We start from the raw sequence: 17,012 nt of genomic DNA on the forward strand, positions 1-17,012 counted from the left end.
CTTGCCCTCCTCGGTCAGACACGTCAGGACAAGCGAGCCCATCACCGAGGGGGTCACATTATCGGCGTGGCCTTCGAGTTCGTAGGCATAGTGGAGAACTTTCTCCTCCCCCAGCGTGCGCCCGGTAATGGCTTCGAATGCTGCGAGGCCCGCGACGATGGCCGCCCCGTTCCCACCCCCTGAAGAATCGCGCTGAGGGATCGAACGGGATGAACCCATCGCTCTTGCGCCTCTTCGAGGCGCATCGTTTTATTTCGCGTGCATCCAGACGTTGCACGTCTGGCTACCCTCTTGGGGGCGTCTGCCGACGCCCGGACAAAGATGCAGGCGCCAATCGCGTGGATCAACGGCCGGATTGGTCAACCGTGTATCGAGAATGCGCCCCCGACGGGCAACGTTCAAAACAATAGGCCGCGGAAGAAACGTTCGAGAACGATGGCCGCGCAAGCGGCCCCGCGAAGGTAGCCAGATGTGAAACGTCTGGAAAACGGGACACGAATTCATCAACAGCGCGTTGAAGACGCGCCAGTGGGCCCGCACGATGCGGGCGCTCCCAGAAGACGAACCGCGCGTTGCAACACGCGCCGCCAGGTGCAATTGTTCAAGGGGCAATGGGCCGCGCAAGCGGCCACGAGAAGGTAGCCAGACGTGAAACGTCTGGAAAACGGGACACGAATTAAATCCACCGCGCGTTGAAGACGCGCCAGAGCGCCGGACGCGGGCGATCCCGGCCTCCGAACGATTGCGGCGAGGGATCGAATGCGACGAACCATCGCTGTTGCGCCTCTTCAAGGCGCGTCGTCGCGTCGCGTACGAACCAGACGTTGCACGTCTGGCTACCCTCTTGCGGGCGTCTGCCGACGCCCGGACGAAGACGGAGACGCCAATCGTGTGGATCAACAGCGGGATTGGTGAACGGCGTATTGAGGATGCGCCCCCGACGGGCAACGTTCAAAACAATGGGCCGCGGAAGCGGCCCACCCGAAGGTAGCCAGACGTGGAACGTCTGGAAAACGGGACGCGAATTAAATCCACCGCGCGTTGAAGACGCGCCAGAGCTGGTATAAGGAGGTTCTCCGTGACGTCGGTCAGCTTGGGGAAATCAGAGAGCAGAGCAAAGAGGATGTTCTGAAGTTCTCTCTGACGGCACCCCCCACACCGGCTTGGCCCTCCTGAGGCAGACGATCCGGCGCTCCCCCGCTTTCCCCAGCACTGCCGCCACGGCCCCGACAGCCCAGTCTGCAGCAACACATTCGACGCTCGCTCTCCTTCCGTCGGGAAGGCCGCCTTGATCTCCTCCGGCCAAGCAAATTCGACTTCACCCCCCACACCGCCTGCGCTCATCCGCCGCTTCACTACCCTGCTCCAATCGGGCATCTCTCACCGCTCGCTCTTCTGGTCGGTAGAACGGGCCCAACTCAGTCTCCGACAGGGGGGACATCGCCAATCCCCCTGTTTCTTTCACAATCGAGATAGCGTATCGGATCATCAGGTTTCACAAAGTATCGGGATTGGCCTGGGGAAACCTCCTTTTCCACGCACTCCAAACGATTACTGTGCCCCTCGGCGCCTTGAAAAAAGGTGTAAAAATGATCTACTCTTCCCCAAGCTATGTAAACCCCAGTGAGGTCATGCGAGGAGGACCGGCGATGAGTTGGGTGATTCTTCATAAGAGTCGCTACGGCGGGATCATAGGACTGCTCATCCTCGTGGGATTATTCCCTCAGCCGTCGTCGGTGGGGCAGAAGGCCGACGTGCTTCGGGTTGGCCCTGAGGCCTGGACAAAAAAAGAAGAACTGCTCGTGGACCTGCCCGAGGGTGAGGACCTGAGGCTCGCGCAGGCCGATGAGGAAGTGCGCCTGGTTCGTTTCCCGCTCGGCTTCGCTCCAAGTCGGTCAAACAACGCTGTCTATAGCGCTGATGGGAGAGTCGGGTTCGTGGCTTCGCTCTTTAACGACAGGCTTTTGAGCTTTGACACGACGACGGGCGAAATGTTGGGGAGCGTCCTCGTCGGAGTGGATCCCGGCGGGATCACCCTCAACGAGCAACCTGTGAAACGGATCATCGCGGTGAAAAACTTCACGAGTGACGACGTCACCATTGTGGATGCGACGGATCCGACCAACCTGCGCGTTCAGGCGACCTTCACCCCTCCCCCGGGAACGGATTTTTGGTTCAGCATTGGAAGGACGACCCTCAGCAGAGATGGGAAGATCGGGTTCATCGCTTCCGAGCGAAGGACGAACAAGCTCTACCTCTTCGACACGGAGACCGGCGCGCTCTTGAGCACGGTGACGGTCTCGGGGTACGAACCGGTAACGATGCCAGTGGTAGAAAACTCGGGACGGCGCTGGGTCGCTGTCGTCAGCGATTGGGACGGTTACATCACAATGGTGGACGTCACCTCGCCGAACGCTCCCTCTATCGTTTGGTCCCGTCAGTATTGTTTCGACAATGTATGTGACTTCGCGGATAATAACATCGTCTTCAACTCAGAGGGGACCATCGGATATGTCGCCCACTCGGGGAACACGGTCTTCAGTTTCCGTGTGAGCGACGGTTCGGTGATCAGCTCCTGGTATCTGGGAAGCGGACGGCGACCTCGGCTTCTCGCGTTCAACCAGCTAACGGGGACGCTTGTGGTGACGAATGCCGGAAATGGAACGGTCTCCATCCTGCGCGCGACCCAGGAAGGATCTTTGAGCGGTCAAGCGACTTTCACGCCGCCTGATGGCGCCGGGCTTCATCCCTTGAACAATCCGGTCTTAAGCCCTGACGGGGAGCTGGGCTTTGTAGCTTCTTCTCAAACCAATCGGCTTTACGCCTTTCGCACGTCGAATGGAACGCTTGTGACCTCTGTTCCTTTTCAGGGCCGATCCTACACGGTGGAAGCCTTTCGGGTTCCGGGCCGGAGATTCATCTCCGTAGTGAATACGGACTTCTCCCCCTCGGTGGCGATTGTAGACTATACGGAGGTGGAGAAGATCGCCCCCGCCGTGGAGTTTCGGCCCTATGGTGCTGCTTTCTCCACAGCCAACAACACGATCTTCTCCTCCGATGGGCGCACGGTCTTTGTCGCTTCGGCCTTCACGGATCTGCTCTTCGTGGTAGATGCCGAGACAGGGGATATTCTCGATGCCCTGGTTCCGGGAGACGGTCCTCGGCAATTGACCCTTTTCGATCAGGATGGGGTGCGTTGGCTCATCGTTGTGAATGCCAATGAAGGAACGCTCGCGGCGGTGGACGCTTCCAATCCCAGGGATTTGAAACTCGTGCGGAAGATCGTTCCCCCCTCGGGGACATCGTTCACCGCATTCACGAATGCAGTCATCTCTCCGGATGGCCAATTCATCTTCGTAGCCGATTACGGAGGCGACCGGGTTTTGGGCTTCGATGCGCTCTCGGGAACTTTGGTGAGTGGAGCGTTGATCGAACAAGGGCCCGTGCGCATCGCCTACAATGCCGTTTCTCGTCGGCTTGCGACGGTGAACGTCAAGCTCACCGCGACGCTCAAGGGGTTAACGGAAGTAGAGCTGAACGATTCGATTGCTCAAGCTCAGGTGATCTTTCCCAATGCTACCATAGAAGGGGATATCTATTGGGGGGGCGACGCGGACTTCTTCGCTTTCGACGCGAGGCGCGGCCAGCAACTCGTCATTGACCTGGATGGCCGCTCGCTCACGCCCCCGTCGCCGCTGGATCCGGTCGTCACCCTCTTTGACAGTCGCGGCCAGCAGCTCGCCGAAAATGACGATGCCGAGGGCTCAACCGACTCCCTGCTTCGATTCGTGATCCCAGCCGACGGGCGGTATTTCTTCCGCGTGCGCAGCGACGACGGCAGGGGCAGGCCGGATTACATCTACCGAGCCACGGTGACGCTCACCTGTCCACAGCCCACGGTCGCTCTCGTAGAGGTTGACCGCTTTGGGAATCTCTCGCGAAAGGGGACATTCGTGCCTCCGTGCGATTCGGATTTTTACCCTTGGCCGAACGTCACTTTTGGCCTCAGGGGAGACATAGGCTATGTGCCATCGTTTGCCAACCAGACCGTCTTTTCGTTCGATGCGGGAGGGAGGCTGATTGCCAGTCGGAGGCTCCCGGGCAACCCCTTGTCCCTTACGCTGAGTGGAGATGGCAGGCTCCTTGCCGTGTCTCTGGAGGAATCCGTCGCTGTCCTTCAAGTGAGCGAAGCTGGGGACTTCTCGTTACTCGCTGTCCTTCCCAGTCCCAGCTATATCGGATGGGATGACGTGGTCTTCAATGAGCGAGGGGACATCATCTATCTAGCTGCAAACGAGATCGAGCGGCGCGGACCCGTGAATTTCCTTGTGAATGGAGCGGTCGTCACCTATGACTTGGAAGGAAAGGAGCGGGACCGGGTGGCTACGGGGGAAGGAGCGCGTTCGCTTTCCCTGTCCTCGAGAGGACAGCTTGTGGCGGTCGCTGCGAGCAACCGACTCGCGCTGATTGATCCGAAGATTCGATGAACCGAACGGCAGTGACGGGGAGATGCGAAAGGTTCTTGGAATCGAAAACGTCAGCCGGGTTCTGTGAGGGGATAACGCCATGACGCCCGAAGAATATTGGAACCAAGATCCAAAGCATCAGGATCAAAAATTCTACACGGCGTTTTGCCTTCTTGAATCGGCTTGCGGAGATTATGCGATAGGTGTTGACCTCTATCTCCAACGGAAGCTCAACTGGGCCTGTACGGTTTTCTACTATTCTCTGGTTCATGCGGCGCGGCTGCTGTGTTTTCTGGCTGAGGGTGATTTCCCTACAGGTCACAGTGCGCTGGGAGATCTGTTCACAAGAGGGAATGTTAGAGGACGAACTTGGCTCCAAGGAGATATCGGGCGGTATCTTCAAGAGACGGAAGGTGTAAGACTCTCGCTATCACAGTTCGCGCTCGATAACCTCGTTGCGTGCTTTTCTGGTGAGAACACAATAAATCAATGCCCTGATGACCTGCGAAGAAGATTCCAGCGATGGGGGCACCTCCTTTCAAAGGCAAGGGATCTCCGCAATGACAGCAATTACGAAGGCCTTCTCATCGCTCATGAGTTCAATCATCAAAGAGTAACTCGCAATTTCTTCAGGCTGGCTTCGGTCTTGGGCAAAGCCGCTGAGATCGTATTGCCTGAAGCCATCGCGCTCTTTAAGCTCTTCATTGATAGTCACCCGAGGAGAGAACATTGGTATGCTTTCCTCAATTGGGCCGCTCAACGTGAAGGTATCTATTACCTTGAGGACTCGCTTCGATACAAACTTACAGGTGATGTGTATCAAATGTTTGAGTTTGAAGAGATACGCAATTTGAATGGCGGAAACTGGTTGCGACATCGGCGCAATCTTGACGTGCAATCCGGGCGCTGTATCGTTGATCGAGTCCTGCAATGGCTCGGCGAATTACGAAGAGAGCCAAACGCGAATTCTGATCTTGCGCAACAAGTTCACCATAACATTGTTATGGGCGTTTTCGGAGCCAAAAGTCAATTGATGCATCAGTTCGGGTCTAAAATTGATAAATTAGAAAGAGAAATCCGTGGCTTGGCTCCAGGAGGGGGGTGTTCATGATGAAGCCCGCTTTGAACACGGTGCCCGATTGTTGGCTGGACGCATCGAGAGAGGGGAAATGGAACGCATCCGCAACCAGAAGGCATGAATTGAGTGTCGTTCGACCTCACCCGATGGGGGAAGCGATTCGACCGGTGGCGATACACCTATGGTTATGCACAGCATTCGCTTGATCAATGTTGACGCATCCGAAGCCCATCCTTCCGGAGATCCCAAACCGTCCAGGCACGACGAGATTCTCGTTAGACTACCTCATACATGCAGTGGGATTTTCCCTCCGACGGACGAGCCTATCCCGAACATTGGTTTCAGAGAAAGCCGGAAACAACTGAAGAGAGGCGAGGAGAAAGATCGCGGGTGGCTCTTCAGTAGCTGAAGCGCAAGTTGCCACCGTGCGCTTCACCATTTTCTGCAGGAGGGAGGAACCATGAACGGCAAGGGAAACTTGATCCTCGATTTCGTTAACGTCTATGGGGATCGGCCTGATGATCGGGTAGACATTTTGCTCAAGGCGGTCGGCGCCAAGGTATACATCCGCGATAAGCGGACATCGGCTCCGGTGAGGATCTCGAATTTGGACATCTCCCAAGGAGGGATTTACAGCGTCCAGGTGTTCCCCTTGCGGCATCGCCCCGTCGGCCGATTCGTTCGAGTCATCGAAGGCAAGGGGGTGCGACAAGCCTTCATCTTGCCGATTGATCCAAAGCACGTCGAGAAAGTCGAGTTTCCTGCCTATGATGATCTGCCCGAGGATCTCAAACGGGTTCTGGAAAACTCTCAGGTTGAAGGCTACGAGGATGCTCGGGGAGCCATCCTCTATCACGCGCTCGATGATATTCGCAAGGCAGGTCTTTTGAACCTCTATTGGAAGATGAAAGCCACGAGGTTTGAAAATGGACGCGATGTGTTTTCGTACGTTTCTTCGCTCCATCGCCTTCGCGGAGATCGCTTCTTCGCTCGCGTGGAAAAAGAGCTGCGCGATCAGGTGAAGAATAGCGTTCACGATCATCTTTTTCAGGAGGTATCCGGCATCATGCATACGCCACCTCCAGGATCCAAGTTGATTGATAGCTTCAAGACACAGGATCGGTACGGCAATCTTCAACTGACGTTCTTCAACAGGCCCGAGACGCTGGAGTTCATTGTGGACAGTGATATTGACGACGCGCAGGGGATCGGTCACATCTTTCAAGTCCTCAGTCATGCGCTGACCGGCTCGGAGACGCATCCCTACGATATCCACCAAATCCTCGTCGAGCATCAAAAGATTGATCCCCACTATCGGCTTGTGGTGTGAGCAACGGGGAGAGGAGTTACCCGGGGACCGGTCGTTCTTCCTGGCGATGGGGATCCCGGCAGCAGTGGGAGTGAGTAAGCAGCGTATAGTGCGACCTGAACTCCGGTACCCCAGAGGGAACAGTTACCGGCCCGCCTCCGCAATCCCATGGTGGCTCAGGAGTTCCAGAGTGAAAAGAATCATGAAGCTATTGCGAACGATGCTGGTTGCCGGGGGATCTGGAATTCGTAGCTTTGAGGCAGCCAACAAGGGGTCATTTGTATGTCTTCTCAGTTCTGGGGAGGACCACTGCTATCTCACACTTAAATGGCTTGCGTGGTCAAGGGAGAAAATTATGATAGCGTCCCACGCGTTTACGGAAAGCACCCTTGAACTTACTTCTTTTGATGGGCAATACATCCCCCCGCAGGGGATCCTCTCCCATTTCCTCAATTGCTCGACTCAGCCGTTCCTGATGGTCCCTCGGCAGGCGCCGAAGCTGCTTAGCCGCTTCCCTAGAAATCTACAGTCCCAACTCACGCTTGAGCTGCCTGAAGCCTCTCTCCACAATCTTTTCTTCCTCTGGAGTTACGGTGTCACCGAGCCCTCTGCGCTTAATGACCACAGTGCCCTTATAGCTGCTCACATCAACAAAATCTCCCCCTCGAAGGCCCAACTTTTGCAGATCTCTTTTGGAATCACCACCCGGCGGCGTTGACTAAGCCTACTAAGGTATGTTTCCCTTGCTGACCCTCACAGATTAGCAAATTTAGCCAATGAAGACGGAACTTGTCTCCTTGAGCACTCCCGCGCCGAAAGGTTCTCCGAGTTTTGCCAGGCCGATGAACACCCATACGGTGACGGGGGCACAGTGTAATCTGCGTGCCTCAGGCTGATCGGGGGCAGGCACAGAATGCCTCCTCCGGGCTGCCAGAAAGATAAACCCATCGGGGCGCACGTTGATTTCAAAGGGAAATGACATATAGGCCATGTCGCCTTCCCGCGCGGGACAGGGAGTGGGTTGCTTTCTGCTCCCCGGGGGAATTTACAACCCCTGCCGCGAACGGTATATTTAGTCACTGTTTCAAGGTGAGTGTTGAAGGACGAGTTATGACAAACGCACTTGATGTCCAGGAGCGTCTCGTGACGCTGGAAGACCTGATGACGGACGAGGTGGCACTGGCTTATGTGGAAGCCGCCGATGCCGTTCTGGAAGCCATCGGTTATACCGAACATGGCGTGCGTCATGCCAAGAAGACGGGCAAGTGGGCGCGGGAGATTCTGACCCGCCTGGGCTATGAGCCGCCGCTGCCGGAACTGGCGGCCCTGGCCGGATTTCTTCATGATGCGGGCAATGTGGTCAATCGCAACGTCCATGCTCAGTCGGGAGCGCTCATGGCCATGCACATTCTCACGCGACTGGGCCTGCCGCCGCGTCACATCGGTCTGGTCATGGCGGCCATCGGCCATCACGATGAATCCGACGGAATGCCCGTCAGCCCCGTGAGCGCCGCCGTCATCATCGCCGATAAGGCCGATGTCCATCGCTCGCGAGTGCGATTGACCGATCCCGCGCAGTTCGACATTCACGATCGAATCAATTACGCCGTCACCCGCAGCACGCTCAATGTGGATCCGGCCTCGCGCGTCATCACGCTGGAACTCGAAGTGGATACGAGCATCGGCAGCGTCATGGAATTTTTCGAGATCTTCGCCGAGCGCATGATTCTCAGCCGCAAAGCCGCGGAGTTCCTCGGCTGCCAATTTTGCCTTGTCGCCAATCACGTCGAACTCTACGGGGCGAGAAAAAAGAGTTGAGGAAGGTTCTTCCCCCTCACAGGTCCGAGCCGGAATCAGGTTCCATGAAGGTGCGCTACGGAGATCGAGAGTACGAATATCACGAGCGCATGACGGCGCGGCAACTTCTGGACCGGCTGGGAGTCCTGCCGGAGACCGTCGTCGTCGTGAAGAACGAAGAAATCGTCACCGAGGATGAAATGCTCGAGGTCGGAGATGAGATCGAGCTGGTGCGCGTTGTCTCGGGAGGCTGAAGGGAAGATCGCCTCATCCGCCGGAGTCGGCCCATGAAGTGCCGGAAATGCGCCAATAAAGCGATGACCTACATGCCCGAGCACAAGCTCGCTCTGTGCCGGGAGTGTTACTCCCCGTGGTTTCTCGACTACATGGAGCGGACGATCAAAAAGTTCAAGATGTTCACCCGGCGAGATCGCCTCCTGGTGGCCGTTTCCGGAGGCAAAGATAGCCTCGCCCTCTGGCACGCGCTCACGGCGCTGGGGTATGAAGCGGATGGGTTTTACATTGACCTGGGCATCGAAGGCCAGAATCACTATTCGGCCCTCTCGCGGCGGGCCTGCGAGATGATGTCCGAGAAACTCGGCCGTCGGCTCCACGTCGTGAGCGTTCGGGAAGCAGTGGGCGCACCGATTCCCGACATTCAACAGATCACGGCGCGGCAGGCGTGTTCGGCCTGCGGGTTGATCAAACGGTACACCATGAATCGCTACTCGCTCGACGCCGGCTATGATGTGATCGCCACCGGTCATAACCTCGACGATGAAGTCGCCGTCCTCTTCGCCAACGTCCTGCACTGGAATCGCGCCGCTCTCGCCCGCCAGTATCCCGTTCTCGATGAGCGCGAGGGGCTGAAGAAGAAGGTGAAACCCCTCGTTTACTTCACCGAGAAGCAGACCACCACCTATGCTCTGGCCAACAAGATTCCCTACATTCGCGACGAGTGTCCCTACGCCGTGGGAGCGACGACGCTCTATTACAAGGATGTGATCGCTCAACTGGAGCATCGCGCGCCGGGAACCAAGCGCCGATTCCTCGATGGATTCTTCGCTCTGCGCGACCTGTTCGCCGAGCCGGAGCCGGTGACGCTCACCGCCTGTTCGGTGTGCGGTCAGCCGACCACCGGCACTGTCTGCGCCTATTGTCGCCTCGTTGATCATGTCCACCGCCGACTCTTCCACCCACTGCCGGAATCCCTTCCCCAGCCGACCGAGGTGTGATTCTCTCCGGGTGAGTCCGGGCCGATGACGGAACGCGACTTTCGAGTTTGCCGGAAGGCAGGAGGCAAGTCGTGGCCGGGAAGAAACGTTTATGGCTTGAACCGGTCCTCGGTCGAAGCCGAGAGCGGCTGATTCATCAATGCCAGGAGGCGCTGCGGCGCGGGCAGGGCGAGAGCTTCATCTATCTGGTCTCCACTCGTCCGCTACTTGATTCCATCGTTGAGCGTATCCTCGACGGGGACCGCGTCCGAGCCGCCGGCGAACTGCGCGTCTTCCTGTTCGACGGGCTGGTGCGATTTCTCCTCTCCCAAAGCGGTGACCAACGACGGATCATCGAGGATGCGGAGAAGTTCTTTTTCCTGGAGAGGGCGGTCATGGCGCTCGCCGCCGCCGGCGAGCTGAAGTACCTTCAGGCGATCGCCACGCTGCCCGGTTGCCTAGAGTCGCTCGCCCGCATCATCGGCGAGATCAAACGCGCCGACATGACCGCTGATGCCTTCGAGGCATTCATCTGCACGGCGGCGGAGCCGCATCCCCGTGACCTCGATCTGGTGCTGATCTATCGGCGGTATGCAGAAGAGCTGCATCGGCATGATCTGCTGGACGCCGACGATGCCTATCTCTGCGCCCTGGACCTTTTTCGCCAGCGGCCCGATCTGCCGCCGGGACTTCAATCCACCCGGATGCTCTTCATTGATGGATTTTTCGATTTCACGCCGATTCAAAAGAAACTGCTGCGCTATCTCATCGAGCGCATTCCCGAGGTCACGGTGACGCTCGCCTTCGACCCGACCAATCCCTCGGTCTTTCACATTCCCCTTCGGGACACGCGGGCATTCTTTTCTTCGCTCGGCGAACCGCTGGAGACCGAGCAGATGATGGAGACCGAGGCCTTTCACCCCGCCCTGGCCGCGCTGCGACGGGGGCTGTTCAATCCCGATGCCGTCCCGAGCCGCACTCGTCCTCCCATTCACGTCTTCAGCGGAGCCAATTTCTCCCATGAGGTCGAAGAGATCGCCCGCGAGGTGAAACGGCTCGTCGGCGAACAGGGCTACCGGCCCCGCGAGATCGCCGTCCTCGCCCGCACGCCCGCATATCTTCAGGCGGTGGGCGAGGAATTGGATCGGAGAGGAATCCCCTCGACGCTCGGTGTGGTCGAGCCGCTGCTGGCGGTGCCCTCGGTCAAAGCGGCCGTGAAAGTTCTCGACTGCCGGGCCAATCACGCCATCACCGAGCCCTACCTCGCCCTTTTGAAGAACGATTATCTCCACGCGTTCACCGAACTGGATCGAGACGCCGTGGAAAACGCGATGGTCGCCGTGGGCATCGGGCTTCCCATTCACCCGTTTCGGCGACGGCTCGGGTCGGTCGAGCGGATCAAACACTATCAAGCGCAAACGCTCACCTCGCGCATGGTGGACCTGGAGGAGATCGCATTGGAACTCGCCCGGTTGAAACGCGGCCAGATGGCACTGGCCGCCGCACGGGAATCGCTCGCGGGAATGCGCCGCGCTCTGGCCGAAATTCCCTCCCGGGGAACTTTGAGCGAGATGATCGGAGGATTTCGGCGGGCGCTCGCGGCTTTCGGCGTGAGAGAGCGTCTGGAGCAACGATTGATGGGGGCGGGAAATGACGAGCACGAACTTCGGCTGCTCGCCCGCGACCTGCGGGGTCTTCAGGCGCTCGACTCCGTTCTGGATGAGCTGAGCGTGATCGCCCGAGGGGAATCCTCGCCTGAATCCTCACCAAACGAGACGACCACAACGCCCTCTCCGGCGGCGAAGATCACCGTCGAACAGTTTCGTGATTTGCTGACGCACCTTCTGCAACGGAGCGAATTCAGGACCGAACGCGGTCATCCCGATGGGGTGCATCTGCTCGAGGTCACGCAGGCGCGGGGCCTCGCCTTTCGCGTCGTTTTTATTCCCGGCCTGATCGAGGGAGAATTTCCCCGCTCGCCCGAACGGGACTGGGTCTACCCGGAAGCGGAACGCCGCCGCCTGGCCGACGCCGGCCTCTTCCTCGAAGACCTCTCGCCCCGCACCTTCGAGGCCAAGGAAGAGCATTTCTTCTACCATGCGGCGTGTCAGGCGACCGAACGACTGTACCTCAGCTTTCCCCGCACTGACGCGACCGGCGAAGCGACCATTGTCTCCAGTTTCATAGAGGATGTCCGCCAGCTCTACGCCGGAGATGAAGACGCTCCACAGACGGCGATTGCTCTGACCGAGTGCGACCTGAACACCTATGATGTTCGTCAGGCCGCCTCGCCGCCGGAGATGCGGCGGGCTCTGGTGGCGAGTTTCTATCACACGACGCCCGATGATGCGCTCGTCCTGCATCTCTATCAGCATGCGCTCGAGCGGGAGTGGTTGTCGCCGACGATCTTCCCCCGACTTCGGAGCGAAGCGGAGCGCGACGCCGGGTTTCTCGGCCCCTTCGATGGCGTGCTGATTCATCCCCTCATTCGCCAACAACTCGCCACCCGATTCGGCCCCGATCACATGTACTCGGCGAGCCAGCTCACCACCTACGGGCGCTGTCCCTTTCAGTTCTTCTGCCGCCGGATTCTTCAACTGGAACGGCGAGAGGAAGCGGCTCTGGACCTCGTGGCGCTGGATCGCGGTTATCTCCTGCACGCGATCCTTCACGATTTCTTCGAGCGACACGTACACGCACCGCTCCGACGCGAACGCCAGTCGGAGTATGAACGGGAGCTTGTCGCCGTCGCCGACGCCATCTTCGCCCGCTACGAAGAAACGGCGCTTCCGATTCATCGCGGGTTGTGGGAGCTTGAAAAAGCCCGGATCACCGATACGCTTCTGCGCTTTCTGGATGCCGAGATCGCTTACCAGCAGAGAGTCGCCGCCCGTGAGGTTCATCCCCACTGGCTGGAGCTGGGATTCGGCATGAGTCCGGAACAGCAGGAGCGATGCCATCCCGCCTCACGACGGACCCCTCTTGTGTTCGAACGACCGGGACGCGCGGGCGACCGGATTCAGATTCGCGGGCGCATTGATCGGGTGGATCGGTCCGCCGACGGCAAATACATCGTCTACGATTACAAATCGCGCAGCGGAGCCCGACTCGCCGAGATGCGCGAGGGCAGCGATCTGCAAATCCAGCTCTACATTCACGCGCTCGCGCGCCTCTTCCTCCGAGCGGGGGAGGAAGTGATCGGCGGAGGCTATTACGTGGTGGAGGACGGCAATCGCCGTCAGGGGGCGTATCGCTGTGATTACGGCGACTACACCGGGATCCATCCACGAGCGGAATCGAATCTCGCGCCGGACGAGTGGCAGGCCCTGCTCGACGGAGCCGAGGGTTACGTCTGGGAATACGTCGAGGGAATGCGACGCGGCGATTTCCGCGTGCAACCTAAAAGCGACGCCTGCTGCCCCCGGTGCGACTATCGAACCGTCTGCCGCTACGACAAGCACCGACAGTCGCGCGCAGAGACGCATCGTCAGGACTGCGCCGACCCGAAGAGTCTGAGGCCATGACGGAGCTGACGCCCCAGCAACGACAAGCGGTGGAGACGCTCGATTCTTCGGTCGTCGTCGTAGCCGGACCCGGAGCCGGGAAGACGCGCGTCCTCGTCGAGCGCGTGCTCCACATCCTGCGACAGCGACGCGCCGATCTGGATGAGATCGTCGCCATCACCTTCACCAACAAAGCCGCCAATGAAATGCGCGACAAGATTCGTCGCGCCCTGCGCGAGCTGGCCCTTCGCAGCGCGAGCCGCGAAGACGCCAGCTACTGGTATGATCTGAAACGGCGACTCGAAGATGCCCCTATCTCGACCATTCACGGTTTCGCCGCCCGCCTCCTCCGGGCTCATCCCGTTGACGCCCAGGTGGATCCGAATTTCACCATCCTCGAAGAGTATACGAGTCAACTTCTCCTCACTCAGGCCGTCGAAGAAACGGTCACCGAGGCGCTCGATGAAGCCGATCCGACGATCGGTCGGCTGGTGATGAGTTTCACCCGGCAGCGAGTGATTCGCTTGCTGACCGATGTGTTCGTATCGGTGCGCACGCTCGGCCTCACACTGGATGATGTCGAGGGACTGACTTTCCGTCACCTGAAGACGGCCGACGATTATCGCCGGGCGGTCGAGGTGCTCGACCATGCTATCGCCACTCTCACCCGCATCGAGGGACTGACGAAAACCATGCGCGAGTCGGTCGAGACGTTCCGTCGCACCTTTGAACAATATCGCGTTTTCCTGGAGGAGGCGCCGGCGCTGGAGCACGCGCCGCTTTTCGACCGCGCTCTGGAGGCCCTGAAAGCGGCGAAGGTGCGAAAAGTCGGGCGGATGAAAGAGGCCGCTGCTGAACTGGAGGCACGTCTTCGCGACGTTGAGCTGTTCTACTATGACGCCTGCGCCGGGGAGACGCTCCACGGCGTGCTCGCCCTCCTCCGACGAATCGAGCGTCGCTACGTCGAACTGAAGGCCGACGTCAACGGCCTCGACTACGAAGACCTTCAGTGGAAAGCGCGTCACCTTTTGCGCACCCGTCCGGAGGTGGCCCGCGCCATTGCCCGCTCGATTCGCTTCATCCTCGTTGACGAATTTCAGGACACCAACGGACTGCAAAAAGAGATCATTGATCTGCTCCTGAAGGCCCGCGGTGAAGAAGAACCCGAATCCCGACATCTCACGCTCTTCATCGTGGGCGATCAGAAGCAGTCCATCTATGGATTTCGTGGGGCCGCCGTGGAGGTGTTCGCCGAGGCGGAACGAGAGATCACCGCCCGGGGAGGGCTCCGCCTCGTTCTGGGGAAGAATTTCCGCAGCCAGCGCCCCCTGGTCGAGTTTTTCAATCGCTTCTTCTCCCGGCTGATGAGCCCGCCCGAGCGAGAGGATGCCGATGCTCTGGAAGCAGCCGGTTTTATCGGCTTCATTCCCGATGAAGCCCATCGCGGCAGCCTCCACGAGCCGGCGGTAGAACTCCTGCTGGAGATCACAGATGGCACGGCCCCCGACGACGCGCGCGATGTGGAAGCGCACCTGATCGCCGATCGCATCGCTCAGATGGTGCGGTCGGGCGAGCGCCTCATCGCCGCCGACAGGGAGCCTTCCTCATCGCCCATTGCCGTCGAGACGAACGAGAGCCTGCCCGCCGACACTCCGGGCCGACGCGCCGTTCGCTACGGCGACATTGCCATTCTCTTCCGCGCGCTGAGCGATATAAAGATCTACGAGCGGGCGCTCCGGCAGCGCGGCATCCCTTACTACGTACTGGCGGGAAAGGGATTCTACGAACGACAGGAGATTCAGGACATTCTTTCGCTGCTCCAGTTTCTGGACAATCGAACGAATGAGATTGCGCTCGTTGCGGCATTGCGGTCACCGCTGTTTGGCCTCTCGGACGAAACGCTCTACTGGATGCGTCAGTATGCCAATCATCACCCGGGCAGCGGGCTCGATCCTCATCCGCTGCTGACCAGCCTGCTGGAGGGATCGAATCTCTGGGGCGTCTCCGACGAACAACGGCTCCTGGTCGCACGAGCCGCTACCATCATCAGGCGACTGCTGGATGTGCGAAATCGGCTCCCGCTCGTCGAGTTGATCCGTGAGATCATCGAGGCGACCGATGACGAAGCCCTTCAGGCGACGGCCTACGATGGACATCAACGGGTGGCCAATCTGCGCAAATTGATGGAGCTGGCGCGCGCCTTTGACGCGCGGGGGCCGCAGTTTCTCGGCGATTTCGTCCGCTACGTCCACCAGTTCACCGAGATGGAGACGCGCGAGGCCGAGGCTCAACTCGAATCGGCGAACGCCGTAACCCTCATGACCGTTCACAAGGCCAAGGGCCTCGAATTCCCCGTCGTCATCGTCCCCGATCTGAATCGCCAGTTTCGCCGGGATGCGCCGCCCCTTGTCTTCGATCGGGCGCTGGGACTCGGTCTGAAGATCCCCGATGCCCGCGGTCGGGCGCACAGGTCGTGGCTGCACAAGCGCATCTGCGAACAGGTTGCCCGGCGGGAATTCTTCGAGAATCAACGCGTACTTTTCGTCGCGCTCACGCGGGCGCAGGACTATCTCATCCTCTCAACCGTCGTCGCCAAAAAGAAGAAGGCGCCTGATGATGAGGCGGCGGAGGAGATGTCCGGCGCGACGACGCAGGCATCCGATGCCGATTCTCCAGTCCCGACCGAGTCTGTCCCCGGTCTTTTCGGGCGAAGTTGGTTCGATTGGTTCCGAATGATTCTGGGAGTGGGGGATCCTGAGGCGCTGCCGACAATCTACGAGTGGAAGGGGGTGAAACTCAAGGTGACGCGCCGCGCCGACCTCCCGGGGGGCGAGCAACCGGCAGCCGTTCGTCCCCTGATCGAACGATTCCCCGAACTCGGTCAGGGTCACCCCCTGCCCCCGGAAAAACTTCCCCCGCTCGCCGAAGATGAGCAACGGGCGCTCGCCATGCTCCTTGAGCGTGTGGCGCCGACGGCTCCGATGTGGCCGGGACGCCGGACCATCAGCGTCACGCGCTTGCTCGCTCTGGCCCGTTGCCCCCGGCAATTCTATTATGAGGATGTTCTCGGTCTGCCCCCGCTCGATGAATACGAGGAACCCGAACTGACTCGTGAGGGAACGTCGCTGCCTGCCGCCGTCCGAGGCCACATCATCCATCGCTTCTGTCAGCTTTACGACGGAACGGAGTCGTGGGAGGAGTTGCTCGCCCGACTCGTCAGCGAGCATCTGGCGATCGAGGCGAGCGATGCGACCCAGGCGGTGGAGGCAGCCGTCACTCACCTGCGCCCGCTCGTCGAGAATTATCTGCGGAGCGATCTCTATCGCACTATTGAACAAATTTTGTGGGGCTCCCGGCCGGGAAGCGTCAGGAGCGAGTATGAGATTCTCTATCGGGCAGAGACAATGCTCGTGCGCGGGCGAATTGACAAGCTCATCCTGAGCGATGACGGCGTCGCTACGATTGTGGACTTCAAGACGAATCGGGCGGATGCGGCGGAGACCGACCGGCTCGTCCACGAATATGCCGTGCAGATGCAGCTCTACGCTCTGGCCGTTCGCCATCTGATGTGTCCCCGGGCGATTCGCGCCGAGCTGTACTTCCTCATTCCGAACGAGCGTCGCGTCCTCCCCGAGGAGTGGCTCG

The 17,012-nt window shown here is 59.3% G+C and carries 10 protein-coding genes; 8 read left to right on the forward strand and 2 right to left on the reverse strand.

All coding sequences use genetic code 11. The features are described from left to right. Both VNM72_09395 and VNM72_09400 read right to left on the reverse strand, forming a co-directional pair. Positions 1-219: hypothetical protein (locus VNM72_09395; GenBank protein HXF05616.1), on the reverse strand; the 219-nt coding region annotated here is incomplete at its 3' end. Between the two features lie 457 nt (positions 220-676). Further along, positions 677-955: a hypothetical protein gene (locus VNM72_09400; GenBank protein HXF05617.1), complete on the reverse strand. Its 279-nt coding sequence runs from the start codon at positions 953-955 to the stop codon at positions 677-679. Positions 956-1,649: 694 nt separating this feature from the next. Between VNM72_09400 and VNM72_09405 the strand changes: the two genes are divergently transcribed. From VNM72_09405 to VNM72_09440, 8 genes are all read left to right on the forward strand, one after another. Then, entirely contained in the window at positions 1,650-4,487 is a 2,838-nt protein-coding gene (locus tag VNM72_09405; GenBank protein HXF05618.1) for a pre-peptidase C-terminal domain-containing protein, read from the forward strand. A 79-nt stretch (positions 4,488-4,566) separates the two neighbouring features. Then, complete coding sequence (locus VNM72_09410) at positions 4,567-5,577, forward strand: hypothetical protein (protein HXF05619.1); 1,011 nt, start codon at positions 4,567-4,569, stop codon at positions 5,575-5,577. A 427-nt stretch (positions 5,578-6,004) separates the two neighbouring features. Then, positions 6,005-6,874 (forward strand): hypothetical protein, encoded by an 870-nt coding sequence (locus tag VNM72_09415; protein ID HXF05620.1) that lies wholly within the window; start codon positions 6,005-6,007, stop codon positions 6,872-6,874. Between the two features lie 1,089 nt (positions 6,875-7,963). Further along, entirely contained in the window at positions 7,964-8,671 is a 708-nt protein-coding gene (locus tag VNM72_09420) for an HD domain-containing protein (GenBank protein ID HXF05621.1), read from the forward strand. 44 nt (positions 8,672-8,715) lie between these two features. Further along, the gene (locus VNM72_09425; protein ID HXF05622.1) at positions 8,716-8,904 is read left to right on the forward strand and encodes a MoaD/ThiS family protein; all 189 of its coding nucleotides are present in this window, start codon (positions 8,716-8,718) and stop codon (positions 8,902-8,904) included. A 33-nt stretch (positions 8,905-8,937) separates the two neighbouring features. After that, positions 8,938-9,885: an ATP-binding protein gene (locus VNM72_09430; protein HXF05623.1), complete on the forward strand. Its 948-nt coding sequence runs from the start codon at positions 8,938-8,940 to the stop codon at positions 9,883-9,885. Positions 9,886-9,956: 71 nt separating this feature from the next. Continuing rightward, the gene (locus VNM72_09435; GenBank protein ID HXF05624.1) at positions 9,957-13,388 is read left to right on the forward strand and encodes a PD-(D/E)XK nuclease family protein; all 3,432 of its coding nucleotides are present in this window, start codon (positions 9,957-9,959) and stop codon (positions 13,386-13,388) included. After that, positions 13,385-17,012: UvrD-helicase domain-containing protein (locus VNM72_09440; GenBank protein HXF05625.1), on the forward strand; the 3,628-nt coding region annotated here is incomplete at its 3' end. The genes VNM72_09435 and VNM72_09440, both read left to right, overlap by 4 nt.

Source organism: Blastocatellia bacterium, assembly GCA_035573895.1.
Taxonomy (GTDB): Bacteria; Acidobacteriota; Blastocatellia; order HR10; family HR10; genus DATLZR01.